Source organism: Pedobacter sp. HDW13 (assembly GCF_011303555.1).
Lineage (GTDB): Bacteria > Bacteroidota > Bacteroidia > Sphingobacteriales > Sphingobacteriaceae > Pedobacter.
In genome coordinates this window covers 4,653,052-4,670,830 of the sequence record NZ_CP049868.1, presented here as the reverse complement: position 1 = coordinate 4,670,830, position 17,779 = coordinate 4,653,052, and the positions used below count along the sequence as shown (strand labels likewise).

General features: G+C 39.2%; 15 protein-coding genes and 1 tRNA gene. 8 read left to right on the top strand and 8 right to left on the bottom strand.

What is annotated here, in order from left to right; translation table 11 throughout:
• Window positions 1-46: 46 nt before the first annotated feature.
• Window positions 47-120 (bottom strand) — tRNA-His (locus G7074_RS19800).
• A 174-nt stretch (window positions 121-294) separates the two neighbouring features.
• Between G7074_RS19800 and rnhA the strand changes: the two genes are divergently transcribed.
• Window positions 295-762, top strand: a complete 468-nt coding sequence (gene rnhA / locus G7074_RS19795) for a ribonuclease HI (RefSeq protein ID WP_166210786.1) — start codon at window positions 295-297, stop codon at window positions 760-762.
• On the opposite strand, the gene fbp is transcribed toward rnhA, so the two are convergent.
• Window positions 759-1,838 (bottom strand): class 1 fructose-bisphosphatase, encoded by a 1,080-nt coding sequence (gene fbp / locus G7074_RS19790; protein ID WP_166210783.1) that lies wholly within the window; start codon window positions 1,836-1,838, stop codon window positions 759-761. The genes rnhA and fbp overlap by 4 nt on opposite strands.
• A gap of 19 nt (window positions 1,839-1,857) precedes the next feature.
• The gene (locus G7074_RS19785) at window positions 1,858-2,349 is read right to left on the bottom strand and encodes a metallophosphoesterase (RefSeq protein WP_166210780.1); all 492 of its coding nucleotides are present in this window, start codon (window positions 2,347-2,349) and stop codon (window positions 1,858-1,860) included.
• A 265-nt stretch (window positions 2,350-2,614) separates the two neighbouring features.
• Here G7074_RS19785 and G7074_RS19780 point away from each other — a divergent pair, with 265 nt between their 5' ends.
• Together G7074_RS19780 and G7074_RS19775 are read left to right on the top strand one after the other, a co-directional pair.
• Window positions 2,615-3,715: a carboxypeptidase-like regulatory domain-containing protein gene (locus tag G7074_RS19780; RefSeq protein ID WP_166210777.1), complete on the top strand. Its 1,101-nt coding sequence runs from the start codon at window positions 2,615-2,617 to the stop codon at window positions 3,713-3,715.
• The gene (locus tag G7074_RS19775) at window positions 3,712-4,689 is read left to right on the top strand and encodes a hypothetical protein (protein WP_166210774.1); all 978 of its coding nucleotides are present in this window, start codon (window positions 3,712-3,714) and stop codon (window positions 4,687-4,689) included. The genes G7074_RS19780 and G7074_RS19775 overlap by 4 nt, the downstream gene beginning before the upstream one ends.
• A gap of 4 nt (window positions 4,690-4,693) precedes the next feature.
• Here G7074_RS19775 and G7074_RS19770 read toward each other — a convergent pair whose 3' ends face one another.
• From G7074_RS19770 to G7074_RS19760, 3 genes are read right to left on the bottom strand one after another with little or no spacing between them, the layout of a single operon-like run.
• The gene (locus G7074_RS19770; protein WP_240916361.1) at window positions 4,694-5,344 is read right to left on the bottom strand and encodes a tRNA1(Val) (adenine(37)-N6)-methyltransferase; all 651 of its coding nucleotides are present in this window, start codon (window positions 5,342-5,344) and stop codon (window positions 4,694-4,696) included.
• A gap of 57 nt (window positions 5,345-5,401) precedes the next feature.
• On the bottom strand, window positions 5,402-5,908 hold the full coding sequence (locus G7074_RS19765; protein WP_124559738.1) for a hypothetical protein: 507 nt from the start codon (window positions 5,906-5,908) through the stop codon (window positions 5,402-5,404).
• Between the two features lie 25 nt (window positions 5,909-5,933).
• On the bottom strand, window positions 5,934-6,314 hold the full coding sequence (locus G7074_RS19760; RefSeq protein ID WP_124559737.1) for a VOC family protein: 381 nt from the start codon (window positions 6,312-6,314) through the stop codon (window positions 5,934-5,936).
• Window positions 6,315-6,580: 266 nt separating this feature from the next.
• Here G7074_RS19760 and purL point away from each other — a divergent pair, with 266 nt between their 5' ends.
• Window positions 6,581-10,279: a phosphoribosylformylglycinamidine synthase gene (gene purL, locus G7074_RS19755; protein WP_255456816.1), complete on the top strand. Its 3,699-nt coding sequence runs from the start codon at window positions 6,581-6,583 to the stop codon at window positions 10,277-10,279.
• A 508-nt stretch (window positions 10,280-10,787) separates the two neighbouring features.
• Here purL and G7074_RS19750 read toward each other — a convergent pair.
• Window positions 10,788-11,138, bottom strand: a complete 351-nt coding sequence (locus tag G7074_RS19750; protein WP_166210765.1) for a hypothetical protein — start codon at window positions 11,136-11,138, stop codon at window positions 10,788-10,790.
• Window positions 11,139-11,155: 17 nt separating this feature from the next.
• Window positions 11,156-12,007: an energy transducer TonB gene (locus G7074_RS19745; protein ID WP_124559734.1), complete on the bottom strand. Its 852-nt coding sequence runs from the start codon at window positions 12,005-12,007 to the stop codon at window positions 11,156-11,158.
• 203 nt (window positions 12,008-12,210) lie between these two features.
• Here G7074_RS19745 and G7074_RS19740 point away from each other — a divergent pair, with 203 nt between their 5' ends.
• The 4 genes from G7074_RS19740 to G7074_RS19725 all read left to right on the top strand — a co-directional run bounded on the left by G7074_RS19740 (window position 12,211) and on the right by G7074_RS19725 (window position 17,712).
• Window positions 12,211-14,385 (top strand): glutamine synthetase III, encoded by a 2,175-nt coding sequence (locus tag G7074_RS19740; protein WP_124559733.1) that lies wholly within the window; start codon window positions 12,211-12,213, stop codon window positions 14,383-14,385.
• 290 nt (window positions 14,386-14,675) lie between these two features.
• Window positions 14,676-15,857, top strand: coding sequence for an AIR synthase related protein (locus G7074_RS19735; RefSeq protein WP_124559732.1), 1,182 nt, complete (start codon window positions 14,676-14,678; stop codon window positions 15,855-15,857).
• 168 nt (window positions 15,858-16,025) lie between these two features.
• Complete coding sequence (locus tag G7074_RS19730; protein ID WP_166210762.1) at window positions 16,026-16,421, top strand: c-type cytochrome; 396 nt, start codon at window positions 16,026-16,028, stop codon at window positions 16,419-16,421.
• Between the two features lie 655 nt (window positions 16,422-17,076).
• Entirely contained in the window at window positions 17,077-17,712 is a 636-nt protein-coding gene (locus G7074_RS19725) for an acetyltransferase (protein ID WP_124559730.1), read from the top strand.
• Window positions 17,713-17,779 lie beyond the last annotated feature (67 nt).

The window sequence follows — 17,779 nt, the reverse complement described above, 5'->3', positions numbered from 1 at the left end:
TTAAACAAAAAAAGCAGCTCTTTTCAGAACTGCTTTTAAAAATCGGGGTGGCTGATGGGGCTCGAACCCACGACCCTCGGCACCACAAACCAATACTCTAACCAACTGAGCTACAGCCACCGTTTTTTGATGTCACAAAAGTACGACTTTTAACATTCCCTGCAAATATTTTTTCTAAAGTTTTCACAACAAATTTTTAATTCCTTAACATTCAATTATTTGAATTTAAAAAAAAATTTCAGCAACAGATAAGACAAGCTATTTTGATGCTAAAAACATAACTTTACAGCGTTTATGATCGAAATTTACACAGACGGAGCAGCAAGCGGAAACCCCGGACCCGGTGGCTGGGGTACTATTTTAAGGGCTGGGCAACATTATAAAGAGTTAAGCGGCGGTTTCAGGATGACCACCAATAACCGAATGGAACTCCTTGCCGTAATCAAGGGTCTGGAAGCGCTTAAAAGCTTAAACCAGCAGATTACGGTTTTCTCCGATTCTAAATATGTGGTAGATGCGGTAGAAAAAAAATGGGTATTTGGCTGGGTAACCAAAAATTTCAAAGACAAGAAAAACAAAGACCTCTGGATTCGCTTTCTCGAACTTTATAAACTTCATAAAGTGAAATTCGTGTGGATTAAAGGTCACAACGACCACCCAGAGAATGAGCGTTGCGACCGTTTAGCGGTTTTTGCTTCACAAGACAAGCAAAATCTTGCTATCGACACCGTATTTGAAGTAGAAAGAGCTAAGGGTAGCTAATCAATTCCACCTACCACTCCCAGATCCTGTAGGGTATTTTCTACCTTTGTTTCAAGCGAAATTGATTTGGCAGTATATAAAAACATCATTTCTTCCGCTTTATCAACCATATTTTTCGACCCGATAAATACAGGTACCCGTTGGTGCAATTCAGTTGGCTGAATGTCCAATATCCGGTCGAAACCTGTGCTGGCCTTCCCTCCTGCCTGTTCAATAATAAATGCCATAGGGTTACACTCGTATAATAAACGCAGTTTTCCTTTAGGTGAGCGCGCAGTGGTAGGATAGATATAAATACCGCCCTTGATTAAATTGCGGTGAATATCGCCCACCATTGAGCCAATATAACGCGAGGTGTAAGGGCGTTTGGTAGCCTCATCTTCTACCTGGCAATATTTGATGTATTTTTTAACCCCATCCGGAAAATGCACATAGTTACCTTCGTTTACCGAATACATATAACCCGTTTCGGGTATTTTCATTTGAGGATGCGAAAGACAGAACTCACCGATTGATGGATCGAGCGTAAAACCATTAACTCCCTTACCCGTAGTGTACACGAGCATGGTCGATGAACCATAGATAACATAACCCGCAGCAACCTGCTCAGTACCTTTTTGAAGCACATCTGCTAAGCTGGCCCTGCCTTCTACCGATTTTCTCCTGTAAATCGAAAAAATAGTACCCACAGCAACATTCACATCAGTATTAGATGAACCATCTAACGGATCGATGCACACGATGTATTTTGCATTTTGCGAAACCGGAGAGTCAATATGGATAATTTCATCCTCCTCCTCAGTAGCTACAATACAACATTCACCCCCGCTCGTTAAAGCAGCAATAAACTGTTCATCAGCATAAACATCCAGTTTCTTTTGCTCTTCACCCTGAATATTGGTTGTGCCCATATCCCCCAGGATATCAACCAAACCCGCCTTGTTAATTTCGCGGTTAACGATTTTTGCAGCAATACCAATATCCCGCAGCAGCCTCGAAAGTTCACCTTTGGCATAGGGAAAATCTGCCTGTTTCTCTATAATAAATTGTCCTAGTGTTTTAACGCCACAAACCATACTTAGTGTATATTTTACATTACCTACCCGATAATTCTATAACCTCTAAGGTATGAATATTTTCGTCAGTAATGCAAAAACGGATCAGGGTTCTCACTTTGTGCCAACCGTGTTTTCCCGCTGCTCCGGGGTTTATATGCAAACATTTTAGCTTTTCATCGAACATCACTTTCAAAATATGCGAGTGTCCTGTGATAAATAATTTTGGAGGGTTAGTGTATATTTCAGTCTTTACCAAAGACGAGTATCTTCCCGGATATCCGCCGATATGTGTCATCCATACATCTACCCTTTCGCAGCTAAATCGATTTTTCTCAGGGAATTCATTTCTAATCGTCGCATCATCTATATTTCCGAATACACCGCGTAAAGGTTTAAAAGCGGCCAAAGGCGCAGCTACATCCGGACCAAAATCGCCGGCATGCCAAATCTCATCTACACTTTCAAAGTGCCTAAAAACCGCATCATCTAAAAAACCATGAGTATCTGAAATTAACCCTATTTTTTTCATTATGTAAACTTAATTGTGCCCTTAATTCACAAGACATAACAGCAATAAAGTATGAAATCTCCAGCAATAGCTTTCAAAGTTAAACCTAAAAGCCGAAATAAAAAGACTGCTATATCTTACAAATAAAGGTCGCGTTAATTGTACTATATTGACATATTCTCAGTAATGGGCAAAGCAAAAAAGATGTTTATTTTTATTTATTCCAACCAAAGCTTATAAACTATAATATCTTTTATCATAAAACCATTACTTTAGTGTTAAATCTATGAAATTACTTCGCCTCTCACTACTATTTATTATTACGCTAACCACTCAGAGCCTGTTCGCGCAAGTTATTTATAGAGGTACCATAACCGACGACAAAAAACGAATTTTACCCCTGGTTACGGTTAAACTAATTATAGAAAATATAGAAACTGCGAGCAATCAAAAAGGTCAATTTAATATCACATCATCAGGAGGCTTAAGCGATACTCTAGTCTTTAGTAGTGTTGGATATGAGAGCAAGAAAATTGCAACTATCGATTTTAAACAAAACAGCAAAATCATATTGCCGGAAAATATATTATCACTTAATCAGGTAAACATTACCGGAGGCAGAAAAAAAAACGTCATAATCAATTATTTTGAATACGCTCAGGCCAGCTATAACCCACGAATCAGAAAAAAAATCTCGCCCTATATCTCCCCATTTCCAATAGCAAAACTCTTTACCTCAGAAATTGCCAATGCCAAACTAGAAAAAATAACGTTGGGTAGGTTTATCTACAAAGACTATTTAACTGTCTCCCCAAGCAATACTTTCGCCCATATTATGCAAAACAGGCGTTATAGCCCTATTGAAGTTGACCAACAGCAAATAGCCACTGCACGTTCAAATTTCGGAAACGAAAAAATCATTACTAAGAGCTACAATGTCCGTTTTAACCTTTATTTGCTGGAAGCAGATACCCTAACCGGAAAGCCTGGCAAACTATTATATAAAGACAAAATTGAGGTTAAGTTAACCAATAGCGCAACTTTGATTGAAGTTGGGCTTGCCACCAAACAAATTTTCATTCCACATCAAAAATTTTATGTAATGGTAGAGTGGCTCTATATTCCTTTTAACGAAAATATTGCATTAAGCCATGAGCTCGTTAACAAACCTGCCCAATTAAACAAAAACCAAGATAGGACTACCATTATGCCTGTTTATAAAACGAATTACGAGCCTCTGCTTTCAATTTACGCAGCTAAAAAAGATAAAGTAGCTACAAAATGGAGGCTTATTGGCGACCAATGGGAGTCTTTACCATTGGCAAAAAATAACCAACACGAAATGGAATTAGCATTATCCGCTACAGTTAGTTATTTCGAAAAATGAAATTAAGCACAACACTCATCTTACTTCTTCTGGCCATAAAGTCAAATGCACAGTTAAATGACACCACTCACGTTGAAAGATTCTCTTTTACTATAATTGATAGCCTGAATAAGGAACCAATAGCTAACGCATTAATATCTAATCCATTCGAAAGAACGACCTATTTAGCAGATAAAGATGGAACACTTAACTTGATCGTCAAAAATGACTTTATTCAAGACACGTTATATATTACAAAACAGAACTATTTCACAAAAAAAATCTGCCTAAAGAATCTAAACAATGAAAAGTTAATTTTACTGAGTCCGAAAAACAACTCAACAGCAAAAAAAATACAGCAAAAACCCGGCAGTAAATCTGTCACGCTTAATATTTTCGAGCGTAATGAATCTAACCATTACTTAGGATTGTCTTACCAGCTTCAACCTTTTGCATTTTTACAAGTAGCCCAAAAGCTTAATACCATAGCAGAAGGAATGCTCAATTCAATTACATTAGGTCAGCTGGTATTTTTAAACGACAAATGGGTATTAGAAAACCCCAGATACCCGGATAGTCGAAGCCACTCTTATTTATCCATGCAACAATGTTCATTTAAACTCAGAATCTATTCTGCCGATACCCATACAGGATTGCCCAAAGAGGATTTGTGCAATGAAATTATTGAAGTAAAAAACTTCAATAATCGCAACATCACTGTTAACCTAAAACAGTACAAAATTATGGTGCCCAAAGGCGATTTTTTTGTCGCAGTAGAATGGATCAGAAATGATGAAAACATGAGCAAAACAACTTATAACGACGAATCGATAGCCTTCAACATCACAAGTTATCGTCCATTTATTGGAATATCTACTAATGAAGGACCAAAACTTAATGTTTATGGTCTAACCTTTTTTGATAAATGGGAACCATTAGATAATCTCTCCCCAGATTTCACAGACCTAACCATAAGTGCAGAAATTTCCTATTAAATATCTAATAGCCTAAAAAATAAGGCTTCAATAAGTTTTGATAAGTCTGTGTATAAACCTTTTCTGCCTGATAAATATTAAATCGCACCCTCTCCAAAGCTACTTTACTCCTGCTTAAACCAACAATGTTTCTAAACGCAGGTTTGGTTTCATCAGAATGTAAATCGATTTGTTGGTTCAAGTACAAACCGTATTGAATACCACTGCTTATTAATTGTTCAGCTTGTTTTACAGGCAGTACAAACCAAAAGATACCAGTAGCACTTAACAATTCATTTACTTTAATTATTAAATCGTAAAAAAACTGCTCACCAGCATGCCTGGCTATACCTTTTCTTGCTTCTTGATTTTTTAAATCATTCACAAAAAAAGGTGGATTGGAAACAATCAGATCAAACTTTTCATCACTATTAAAATCCTCAATAGCAACATGCTGCACTTTTAACCGTTCATTAAAAACTGAAGCCCCAAAATTCCTCCCCGCAGTTTCGGCAGCTTTTCCATCAATCTCTACCGCTTGTATAAAAGCCTCAGGAAAACGCTGTGCCAGCATCAGGGCAATTACCCCTGTGCCGGTTCCAATATCCAAAATACGCATGGGCGATTGATGGCCTACCATTGCACCAAGCAGTACCCCATCGGTGTTAATTTTCATCGCGCAACCTGTCTGATCGACTTCAAATTGCTTGAACTTAAAAATACTCATCTTTAGCTAAAGTCTTGCTCCAATCCTAACAGGGAGAAAAGCTGAATGATGCACGAATCTTAACCCCACTTTATACTGCAAACTCAGTTTCTTCCCAACTTTATATTCAACCCCTCCTGTAAAATCAACAAAAGTATTATCGCTGATATCATTAACATAGCTTTTACCAATTTTCATATTGAATACGGGCGAAACTTTCCTTTTTCCTGTTAAATATTCGAGATCACCAAAAATAGCATAACCATCCATTTGCTTATAATCTAAATACGAAACACCCAAACCTAACCTAAGGTTATTTCTGAAACTTATGCCATTAACAAAACTTAAATCTATTCCATCAGATAACCCATGCGGCCGATGATAGGACACACCATCTTCAGGCATATGCTTTAGTAACCTTGCAAAAATAAAATGATATCCGGTTTCAACTTTAGCAGTGTATTTAATTTGAGATTGCGCTTGTGTATTGATATAAGAATAAATTAATACACAAATCAAGAGCGTTTTTTTCATTTGGAGTGTTTTATTTTAAAAAGATTTATCGTTCATACAATTCTAAAGGCAAACCATCCGGATCGGCAAAAAAAGTGAAACGTTTATCCGTAAATTCATCAATGCGAATGGGCTCTGTTACAATACCATGTTCATTTAACCGCGAAATCTCCTTTTCAATATCTTCAACTTCAAAAGCCAGATGCCGCAAACCCTGTGCCTCCGGACGCGACGGTCGTGCGGGTGGATTTTCGAACGAAAAAAGCTCAATCTGATAAACACCATTCACTGCCAGATCCAGCTTATACGATTTGCGTTCTGCCCTGTAAACTTCTGCCAGCACGGTAAATCCCAGCTTATTCACGTAAAAATTTTTCGATTTTTCGTAATCAGCACAAATAATGGCAATATGATGGATACGTAGCATAAATAATGATTAAGTAAATGAGTGTATGATTGAATTACCAGCAAAGTTGCAAAATATACCCATCAGTTAATCAAAATCTTTTCATTAAGGTACCGCCCACCCAAACTCCATCACTCAATAATTCACTCGTTCAAAATCCCATCATTCACTCATTCAAAATTCCTTCATTCGATAATTCCATAATTCTCTCCTTCAATAATTCATCTTTAATCATTTTATCTTCAAAATTCTATCATTCAATCACCATATTACACCAGTTTTTCGATATAAAAACGCTAAATTTGCGACTTCAAAAAAAAAGCATGATTCATTTCTTCCTTAGTCAATCGCAGGCGGTTTTTGTTTTACAAACAGACAAAGCGCTTTCTACAACTGATATTACTAAACTCGAATGGTTATTTGGCGGCGCCAAAATCTTACAGGAAACAGCTTTAACAGGCTTTTTCGTAGGACCACGGGCAGCTATGATTACTCCATGGAGTACCAATGCAGTAGAAATTACCCAGAATATGGACATGCAGGGTATCATCAGGATCGAAGAATTTAAGCAGGTTGACGAAGCGTTTGCTGATTACGACCCGATGCTTTCTCAAAAATATGATAAGATTGATCAGGAAGTTTATACCATTAACATTAAGCCTGAGCCGATTTTAGAAATTACTGATATTGCAGCTTACAATAAACAAGAAGGACTTTCTTTAAGCGATGAAGAAGTTGAATATCTAAACGCTTTAGCGCAAAAATTAGAAAGACCATTAACCGATTCTGAAGTCTTTGGTTTCTCGCAGGTGAATTCTGAGCACTGCCGTCACAAAATCTTTAACGGAAAATTCGTTATTGATGGCGTAGAGCAACCTACCTCTTTATTTAAGCTCATCCGCAAAACTTCAGAAGAAAACCCTAACGATATTGTTTCGGCCTATAAAGATAACGTTGCTTTTATTAAAGGCCCTAAAGTTCAGCAATTTGCACCTAAACGTGCCGATCAGCCTGATTTTTATGCTTTGAGCGATTTCGATTCAGTAATCTCTTTAAAAGCAGAAACACATAATTTCCCAACCACTGTCGAGCCATTTAACGGCGCAGCAACCGGTTCAGGTGGCGAAATCAGAGACCGTTTAGCTGGTGGACAAGGTTCTTTACCTTTAGCCGGAACAGCAGTTTACATGACGGCTCTTTCACGTTTAGAAGATAACCGCCCCTGGGAACAAGGTGTTGAAGAAAGACAATGGCTATACCAAACCCCAATGGATATCCTGATCAAAGCATCCAATGGTGCTACCGATTTTGGAAATAAATTCGGGCAGCCACTAATTACAGGTTCAGTTTTAACTTTCGAACACGAAGAAGATAACCGTACCCTGGGTTTTGATAAGGTAATTATGCTTGCCGGTGGTATTGGCTATGGTAAAGCAAGTCAGGCACAAAAACTTAAGCCACAGGAAGGCGATAATATCGTAATCCTGGGTGGCGAAAATTATAGAATCGGAATGGGTGGTGCAGCAGTTTCATCCGCTGATACTGGTCAGCATGGAAGTGGTATAGAATTGAATGCCATCCAGAGATCAAACCCCGAAATGCAAAAACGTGCTGCAAACGCTGTACGTGGTTTGGTAGAAAGTGATCATAATCCGATTATCTCCATCCACGATCACGGTGCTGGTGGTCACTTAAACTGTTTATCAGAACTGGTTGAAGAAACCGGTGGTTTAATTAACCTCGATAAACTTCCGGTAGGCGATCCTACCCTTTCAGCAAAAGAAATTATCGGTAACGAATCGCAGGAAAGAATGGGATTGGTAATTGGTAACGAACATATCGAAACTCTGCAAAAAATTGCCGACCGCGAACGTTCACCAATGTATACTGTAGGTAAAGTTACCGGCGATCACCGTTTTACCTTTAAATCGGCAACTACCGGTTTAAAACCAATGGATTTAGAGTTGGCGGCCATGTTTGGCAGTTCGCCTAAAATTGTAATGGAAGATAGCACCGTTGATCGCAAATATAGTGCGCTTAACTATGATGCTACCCAATTAACTACTTATTTAGAGCAAGTACTTCAATTAGAAGCCGTTGCAGCTAAAGATTGGTTAACCAACAAGGTTGATAGATGTGTGGGTGGCCGAGTAGCCAAACAACAATGTGCTGGCCCGTTGCAACTGCCATTAAACAACTGTGGTGTAATGGCTTTAGATTTTCAGGGTAAAGAAGGTATTGCCACTTCAGTTGGTCACGCACCAGTTTCGGCCTTGATTGATCCTGCTGCAGGTAGCCGCAATGCCATTGCCGAATCGCTTTCGAACATTGTCTGGGCACCTTTAAAAGATGGTTTAAAAAGCGTTTCGCTTTCTGCCAATTGGATGTGGGCCTGTAAAAATGAAGGCGAAGACGCCAGGTTATATTCAGCTGTTAAAGCTTGTTCTGATTTTGCAATCAATTTAGGTATCAACATCCCAACCGGAAAAGATTCCTTATCAATGAAACAGAAATATGCCAATGGCGATGTTATTGCGCCCGGAACAGTGATTATTTCTGCAGGTGCCAACTGCGATGATATTACCAAAGTAGTTGAACCGGTATTGCAAAAAGATGGCGGTGCTATTTATTACATCAACCTTTCAAACGATAGTTACAAACTGGGCGGTTCATCTTTCGCACAGATTTTAAATAAAGTAGGTACAGAAACACCTGATGTTAAAGATGCAGTTCAGTTAAAAAATGCATTTAACACCTTACAACAATTAATTAAAGCGGGCCAAATCCAGGCCGGACACGATATTGGTAGCGGTGGTTTAATTACTACCCTATTGGAAATGTGTTTTGCCGACCGCGGATTAGGTGCTCAGATTGATTTATCGGCTTTAGCACAGCAGGATAGCATTAAATTGCTTTTTGCCGAAAACATTGCTGTAGTTTTCCAAGCTGATGCTGCTGCAGAAGCCACATTAACTGAAAACGGTGTTGCTTTCCATAAAATTGGTACAGTAAGTAGTTCAGCTACGCTGGAAGTTAAAAATGCTGCCGATAGCTTTAGTTTTGATATCGATCACCTGCGTGATGTATGGTTCAAAACTTCGTACCTGTTAGATAGCAGACAAACTGGTGCTGGTTTAGCTAAAGAACGTTACGATAATTATAAAAACCACGTTTTAAATTACAGTTTCCCGCTTACTTTTGATGGTAAGAAACCAGCAATCGACGAAACCAAACCAAGGCCAAAAGCCGCCATTATCCGCGAAAAAGGAAGTAACTCTGAACGCGAACTGGCAAACGCCATGTACTTAGCTGGTTTTGATGTGAAAGATGTACACATGACCGATTTAATTACTGGTAGAGAAACTTTAGAAGATATTCAGTTTATAGGTGCTGTAGGTGGTTTCTCAAACTCCGATGTTTTAGGATCGGCAAAAGGTTGGGCTGGTGCATTTTTATATAACGATAAAGCGAGAATTGCTTTAGAAAAATTCTTTGCCCGTCCTGATACATTATCGGTAGGTATTTGCAACGGCTGTCAGTTATTTGTTGAGCTCGGCTTAATTAATAAAGACCACGCCGATAAACCTAAAATGTTGCATAACAAAAGTGGTAAACACGAAAGTATTTTCACTTCGCTAACCTTACAGGAAAACAATTCGGTAATGTTATCAAGCCTTGCAGGCAGCACTTTAGGTGTTTGGGTATCGCATGGCGAAGGAAGATTCTCTTTACCATACGCAGAAGATCAATACAAAATTGTAGCCAAATACGCTTACGAAACCTATCCGGCCAGTCCGAACGGATCGGATTACAACACCGCAATGTTGTGCGATGAAACTGGCCGTCACCTGGTAATGATGCCGCACATTGAACGTTCATTGTTCCAATGGCACTGGGCGAATTACCCTGCAGGCAGAAAAGACGAAGTTTCGCCATGGATGGAAGCTTTTATAAACGCCCGCAAGTGGATCGAAAACCACGGGTAATCAATTTAAATGGTATGCCCAGAGTTGTCAACTTTAATGGCACAATGGCCAGAAAGTTGACAACTCATAATAATTAATGTAAAATGGATGATGGCGCAAAAACCATCATCCATTTTTGTTTAAACATATTCGTCATCTCGAGCGGAGTATTTGTCGTGCCGTCATTTCGACTGAAGCGCAGCGAAATGGAGAAATCTAACAAGGTAGATCTCTCGGCTGCGTTGCACTTCGCTCGAGATGACGTATCTTACTCTATGGCCTGTGCCCTCACCGGCCATAGCCAAAACTAACCATGAGTGATTACTTGTGGTTTGTGGAGACGCAGACTACGAAATCAGGTGACGGACCCGATAGACAAAAAAACGGCCTGAGCACCGCCCAAACCGCTTCAATTTACCCAACCTCACATTTTTCCAAAAACAAGCGCGTTAACAGAAATTTTATCACATCTCCTCTTTCTCAAATCTCACATCTAATATCGCAGGTCTCACATCTCAAGCTTAATAACTCAAATCCCTCTAACATCCTTCCTCACCTCTTTTCTCCAGCCCTTTCCGAATTTACGATCCATGAAAGCAGCTATTACCTTATTATAATCTTTAATGGTAATATCCGAAGGTCCAACACAACCCAAATCATAATACTCAAGGCCATATTTATGCTTAAATATTTCCTGCCCTTTAACACGCGTTGGCGCAATACCACCCTGGATCAGGAATTTAAGCTTGCCTTTTTTGATATCGGCGTTGGCCCGTTTAATGCTTTGTACTTTAACACTATCCGCAACCAGCACCGCTTTGGCACTCAAATGCCCCGAAATCAGGCAAAGAATCATCCATATTAAAAGGTGCTTTTTCATCGTTCCACTGGTAAATTTTAATTAGAAATCTGGAAATTGATGGCCATGTTGTACCTTACCCTTACAGGCACACCTTTATTACGGCCTGGTTTCCAAAGCGGCGATTTTTTAATTACTTTCATTGCTTCTTCATCGCAACCAAAACCAATTCCTTTAATTACTGATACATCTGTAATCGAACCATCTTTCTCTACCACAAAACTTACAAAAACCTTTCCACCTATACTTTCATCCTGCGCTCTTGATGGATACCTTAAATTACGTTCCATATATTTAGACCACGCTTTGGCTCCGCCCGTAAATTCAGGATATTCATCTACACCACTCAAACCAACAACTTCATTTGATTCCGTACCAGTACCATCTTTAGCGGTTCCTGTCCCGTCACCATTACCTTTATTGTCGGTAATAACTGCCCCGGGGCTTACAATACCATCCTGTGTTTTATCGCTAATCACTGCCTTTTCTATCTCTGCAACCGTTGGCGGATCGGGAAGATCTACTTTATTTACCACAACAATATTATTTGGCAAAGCAACTGTTTTAACCTTAACCGGATCGGCCTTTGCAGGTTCAGGTTTCTTTTCTGGCTTTGGCTCATCCTTTTTCATTTGATGAATGCGATCTGGCGGAGTTATATGAATAACTTTCCCCACCCCATCAGTAATAATATCCTTCGGAAACAATTTGGCATAAATTAAAGGAGAAAAGCACAACAGTAAAAACAAGCTTCCGGCTACGAAAAGAGCCCTGGTCATAATCGACGAAGATTTAGCTCTTAAATCATAAGCGCCATAATTTTTGTTGCGGTCTGCAAATACAAGATCGAGCCACTCGGTTTTGTATACGTTAATAGAAGAGTTGAACATAGTTTTTAAGTTTTATAGCATGATGCACCAAAATCACCGATTCCATAAAACATTCAAAAAATCTGTTTTCTTTACAAAAAATGAAATTTCTCACCTGAAAAACATTTTTTTATTTCATTTTCAATAAAATTGATATAATTTATCCGATTATTTTACGAAAATTAATAAAATATACTATTTTTGACAAAAAACATAACAAATTAATGAAAAGCTTAAGAACCATCGCATTAAAAGAGGCTCAAAACAGAATTTCACCAGAAGTTAAATCTCCTTCAGCAAAAATCTCTGACTTTTTTGGCGCTAATGTATTTGATAAGAAAAAAATGAGAGATTTCTTATCTAAAGACGTGTATGAGAAATTAATTTCATCTATCAACCAAGGTGAGTTAATTAACGCAGAAGACGCAAACCAGATTGCTACCGCCATGAAATCATGGGCAATGGCTGCTGGTGCAACCCACTATACACACTGGTTCCAGCCTTTAACAGGTACTACAGCCGAAAAACACGATTCGTTTTTTGAGCCTAGCGGAGAAGGCGCAATCGAAAAATTTGCAGGTAGCGCTTTGGTTCAGCAAGAGCCAGATGCATCGAGTTTCCCTAACGGTGGTATCCGTAACACTTTCGAAGCTCGTGGTTATACTGCATGGGATCCTTCATCTCCGGCCTTCATTATGGAAAGTAAAGCAGGTAAAACTCTTTGCATCCCTACAGTTTTCGTATCATACACTGGCGAAGCTTTAGATTATAAAGCACCTTTATTAAAAGCATTAGCTGCATTAGATAAAGCTGCTGTTGATGTTTGCCAGTATTTCGATAAGAGCATCACTAAAGTAAATGCTTCTTTAGGTATTGAGCAAGAATATTTCCTTGTTGATGAGTCGTTATTCAACGCCCGTCCGGATTTATTATTAACTGGCCGTGCTTTATTCGGACACATGTCTGCTAAAGGTCAGCAATTAGAAGATCACTATTTCGGTTCTATTCCTGAGCGTGTATTCACTTACATGGTAGATTTCGAAAACGAAGCTTTAAAATTAGGTATTCCTTTAAAAACCCGTCACAATGAGGTTGCACCTTCTCAGTTCGAGTGTGCGCCAATTTATGAAGAAATCAACTTAGCTATCGATCACAACCAATTGTTGATGGATTTGATGGAAAAAGTTGCCCGTCGTCACCACTTCCGTGTTTTATTACACGAAAAACCATACGCAGGTATCAACGGATCAGGTAAACACAATAACTGGTCGTTAATTACAGATACTGGTAAAAACTTATTGGCACCAGGTAAAACGCCAAAAAACAACTTAATGTTCCTTGCTTTCTTTGTTAACACCATTAAAGCAGTTAGCGAGCATGCAGATTTATTACGTGCAAGTATTGCATCAGTAAGCAACGATCACCGTTTAGGTGCTAACGAGGCGCCACCTGCAATTATCTCCATCTTCTTAGGTTCGCAATTGAACGATGTATTAGACGAGATCGAGCACTCACGTATCAGCAAAAAAATCAAAGAAGATAACGCACTTTGGTTAGGTATCCCTAAAATCCCTCAGATTTTATTAGATAACACCGACCGTAACCGTACTTCACCTTTCGCCTTTACAGGTAACAAATTTGAGTTAAGAGCTGTAGGTTCGTCTGCAAACTCTTCTGCTCCAATGACGATCTTAAACGCGATCATGGCCGAGCAATTGGTTAAATTTAAAGCTGAAGTTGATAAGTTAATTAAGAAAGGTGATAAAAAAGACATCGCTTTATTAACAGTAATCAAAAAATACATCAAAGAATCAAAAGCAATCCGTTTCGAAGGTAATGGTTACAGCCAGGAGTGGGAAGATGAAGCTGCAGTACGCGGTTTATCAAACATCAAAACTACACCTAAAGCTTTAGATGCTTACTTAACTGAGAAATCGGCTGAGTTATTTGCAACAACTGGTATTTATAGCGCACGTGAAATTCATGCCCGTCATGAAATCATGTTAGAAAACTTCTACAAAAAATTACAGATCGAAGCACGTGTAATGGGCGAAGTTGCTAACACTGCTATTATCCCTGCTGTAATTGCTTACCAAAATTCATTAATCGAAAACGTTAAAGGATTAAAAGAACTTGGTGTTGATAGCAAATCTTCATTAGAAATTGTTAAAAAACTATCTGAGCACTTAGATATCGTTAAGAGTAATATCGATGCGATGTTAGAAGAACGTAAAGTAACCAACAAATTGGAAGACACCCGCGAAAAAGCGATTGCTTACGATGAGAAAGTTAAATCTTACTTCGATACCATCCGTTACCACGCTGATAAACTAGAGCAAATCGTTGACGATAGCGTTTGGCCTTTACCAAAATTCAGAGAATTGTTATTCATGAAATAATAACCGCAAGGTTTTAAGCTTATCGGGCGTAAAGTGTGCACTTTACGCCCTTTTTTATGGTTTATTGGCTCAATAGTTCATTAGTACTGCAAACTGTCAATTGAAAACTGCAAAATTGGTTCAATAGTACTGCAAACTGGTTATTGATAATTGCTTATTATTAACCTTTCTGTGCTTTGTGCCTTTGTGGTAAAAAACTTCTGACTCCCGACTTGAGATTTCGGATTTTCTATCAACCTTTTACCTTCTACCCTTTTACCTTCCACCTTAAAAAGTTATCTTTGCGCAACATGAGTGATAACAGGTACAATCAACGTGGCGTTTCTGCCTCAAAAGAAGATGTGCACAATGCCATCAAAAACATCGATAAAGGAATTTTCCCAAAAGCATTCTGCAAAATCATCCCCGATATTTTAGGTGGAGATGAGGCTTATTGCAATATCATGCATGCCGATGGCGCAGGTACCAAATCATCTTTAGCCTACGTATATTGGAAAGAAACCGGCGATATTTCAGTTTGGAAAGGTATTGCGCAAGATGCCATCATTATGAATATTGATGACCTGATTTGTGTAGGTGCTACCGATAACATCCTCCTGTCATCAACCATAGGCCGTAATAAAAACCTGATTCCGGGCGAAGTAATTGCAGCTGTAATTAACGGTACCGAAGAAATTTTGGCCGATCTGCGCGAGCAAGACATTTCAATTTACTCTACCGGTGGCGAAACAGCCGATGTGGGCGATCTTGTACGTACCATTATTGTTGATTCTACCGTTACCTGCCGCTTAAAGCGCGAAGAGATCATCAGCAACGATAACATTAAACCTGGCGACGTAATTGTAGCCCTGGCCTCATCGGGGCAAGCTACGTACGAAACAGAATACAACGGTGGTATGGGCTCAAACGGACTAACCTCTGCCCGTCACGATGTATTTGATAAATCGGTTGCCAATGCTTACCCTGAAAGCTTCGACCCTGCAGTGCCTTTTGATCTGGTTTTCTCAGGCGGCAAAAAACTAACCGACGAAATCGATATCGAAGGCCATGGCAAAATAACAGTAGGTAAACTGGTACTTTCACCTACCCGTACCTATGCACCTGTAATTAAACAGATACTGGAAAAACACCGCAGTCAGATTAATGGCATTGTACATTGCAGTGGTGGTGCACAAACCAAGGTATTGCATTTCGTTAACGACGATATCCACGTCATTAAAAACGATTTATTCCCTGTACCGCCGCTATTTAAACTCATACAGGAAGAATCGGGTACTGATTGGAAAGAAATGTACAAAGTGTTTAACATGGGGCACCGTATGGAGCTATATGTGCCACAGGATATTGCTGCCAGCATTATCGAAATTTCGAAAAGCTTTAATATCGACGCCAAAATTATTGGCCGGGTAGAAAAAGGCGAACAAAAACAAGTAACAATAGAAAGCGAAAAAGGAACATTTGTTTACAACTAAGCTCCCGCTTCGCACTTAACATAAAGGCTTTGGATAAACTCCGAAGCCTTTTCTTTTAAACCGATTCCTCCACCTTACCTCAGCTATTGAAATAAATTCATTACAATCTGTTAAAGTCATTTTCTACAATAGAAAAAGGATTATATTAGTTATACAAACCAACAGAACATGAATTATAAAAAGACCATCGTAATGGCCTTATTGGCTTGCTTTGCATTTAGCCTGAGCGCCTTTATGCCTAAACCTGAACCAGAGCCAAAAGCAAAAAATTTAAAGGTATTGCCTAAAAACATCAGCAAGGAAGAACTCGACAAAGTAATGGACGATTTTAAGCTGGCTTTAGGCGTACGTTGTAGCCATTGCCATGCCTCAATGAAAGATAACCCGAGGAAAATGGATTTCGCCAGCGATGAAAAACCTGAGAAGGAAACAGCCCGTAAAATGATGCGCATGACGGCTAAGATCAATAAGAAATATTTCCACAACGCCCTGCAGGAAGGAAAAACCATTACCCAAATTGCCTGTATAACCTGCCACAATGGTAAAACAGAACCAGGTAAGTAATTATAAGCACTGGCTTCTTTAAGTTATTAAAAGAGTTGCCTAAAATATAGTATTGTCATCTGAGGAATAATTTATTGCATAAAGATCAATATTAGTAACAGCCCACTCAGGGTCGTCATTTCGAGCGAAGTGCAGCGTAGTCGAGAAATCTGCCTCGATAGATTTCTCCCCGCCTGTACGGGCAGGCATTCCGCCACCGGTGAAAAACCGGTTGGCTTCAGTCGAAATGACGATTCTTCTCTTGGGTCTGTCAATGGTACCTTGCCGAAGGGCTTGCCAAAATCTTCAGTAAGTTGAAGCAAGTTCATAGCCAAACTATATCTTTACAAGGCAACCTCTTTTTTATTTATGTCCTTTCTACAAATCTAGGATAGGTACTCTCCTTCATCGACCTTCTTTTCCTGATAATGGATGTCAAGCTTTCTTCAGCAAAGGTTTTAAAAAAGGTATCTCACGCTATTTCTTTCAAATCGGACGAATGATCGCTTTGTTCTGAAAAATGTAAATAATATTAAGCGTACAAAAACCAAAACAACCTTAAAAGCAACTATACCTTTATCGATACATTAAACCTTTTTACCGATACATTGTCCAAATCCATATCTATAAACGTATATTCAACGTTAACAAATTACACCTAATTGGAATAAACATCATGATCGACGTATATGTTCTGGGTGCTGGTAAACACGCTACAGAAGTTAGCGAATATTTTAACAGTCACCAGGAGTATAACTTAGCAGGCTACGTCATCAATGTCGATCATCATGATCAGCATTCCAGCCTCCGTAAACCGGTTATTCAGCTGCTCGATTTCATCAAACAATATCCAGCTTCACCAGAACTTGCACTTATTGGAGCTATTGGCAACTATCAACGGAAATCGATAATTAGCCTGCTAACAGAAAAGGGCTACAGCTTCATCAATATTATCCATCCGCACAATTACTTAAGCCCGACGCTAAAAATGGGTACAGGCAACTGTATTGCGCCCGGAGGGGTAATTAATGCCCAGGTTAATATCGGCAACCACTGCATTATCAATACCCTTTGCAACATTAGCCACGATTGCATTATTGACGATTACGTAACCATATCGCCCGGTGTTACCGTTGCAGGCAATGTTCATATTCAGGAAGGTGTATTTATAGGTGCAGGTGCAACCATAATACCAGGACTAACCATTGGCAAAGGCGCTTACATCGCCGCAGGAGCATCAGTTACGCAGAATGTACCCGAAAATGTAATGGTAGCAGGAGTACCAGCCAGGGTTAAGAAAACAATAATTTAATCGAATTTCGTCTATCCCAATCAATACCAACAAAAAAGCCCGATCAATTGATCAGGGCTTAAAAAAT

Bases quoted from the DNA above. Each gene is read 5' to 3' on its own strand.
- G7074_RS19740 (WP_124559733.1), top strand. From the start codon at position 12,211: ATGAAAAGCTTAAGAACCATCGCATTAAAAGAGGCTCAAAACAGAATT.
- G7074_RS19745 (WP_124559734.1), bottom strand. From the start codon at position 12,007: ATGTTCAACTCTTCTATTAACGTATACAAAACCGAGTGGCTCGATCTT.
- G7074_RS19735 (WP_124559732.1), top strand. From the start codon at position 14,676: ATGAGTGATAACAGGTACAATCAACGTGGCGTTTCTGCCTCAAAAGAA.
- G7074_RS19780 (WP_166210777.1), top strand. From the start codon at position 2,615: ATGAAATTACTTCGCCTCTCACTACTATTTATTATTACGCTAACCACT.
- fbp (WP_166210783.1), bottom strand. From the start codon at position 1,838: ATGGTTTGTGGCGTTAAAACACTAGGACAATTTATTATAGAGAAACAG.
- rnhA (WP_166210786.1), top strand. From the start codon at position 295: ATGATCGAAATTTACACAGACGGAGCAGCAAGCGGAAACCCCGGACCC.
- G7074_RS19770 (WP_240916361.1), bottom strand. From the start codon at position 5,344: ATGAAAATTAACACCGATGGGGTACTGCTTGGTGCAATGGTAGGCCAT.
- G7074_RS19765 (WP_124559738.1), bottom strand. From the start codon at position 5,908: ATGAAAAAAACGCTCTTGATTTGTGTATTAATTTATTCTTATATCAAT.
- G7074_RS19785 (WP_166210780.1), bottom strand. From the start codon at position 2,349: ATGAAAAAAATAGGGTTAATTTCAGATACTCATGGTTTTTTAGATGAT.
- G7074_RS19725 (WP_124559730.1), top strand. From the start codon at position 17,077: ATGATCGACGTATATGTTCTGGGTGCTGGTAAACACGCTACAGAAGTT.
- G7074_RS19760 (WP_124559737.1), bottom strand. From the start codon at position 6,314: ATGCTACGTATCCATCATATTGCCATTATTTGTGCTGATTACGAAAAA.
- G7074_RS19730 (WP_166210762.1), top strand. From the start codon at position 16,026: ATGAATTATAAAAAGACCATCGTAATGGCCTTATTGGCTTGCTTTGCA.
- G7074_RS19775 (WP_166210774.1), top strand. From the start codon at position 3,712: ATGAAATTAAGCACAACACTCATCTTACTTCTTCTGGCCATAAAGTCA.
- G7074_RS19750 (WP_166210765.1), bottom strand. From the start codon at position 11,138: ATGAAAAAGCACCTTTTAATATGGATGATTCTTTGCCTGATTTCGGGG.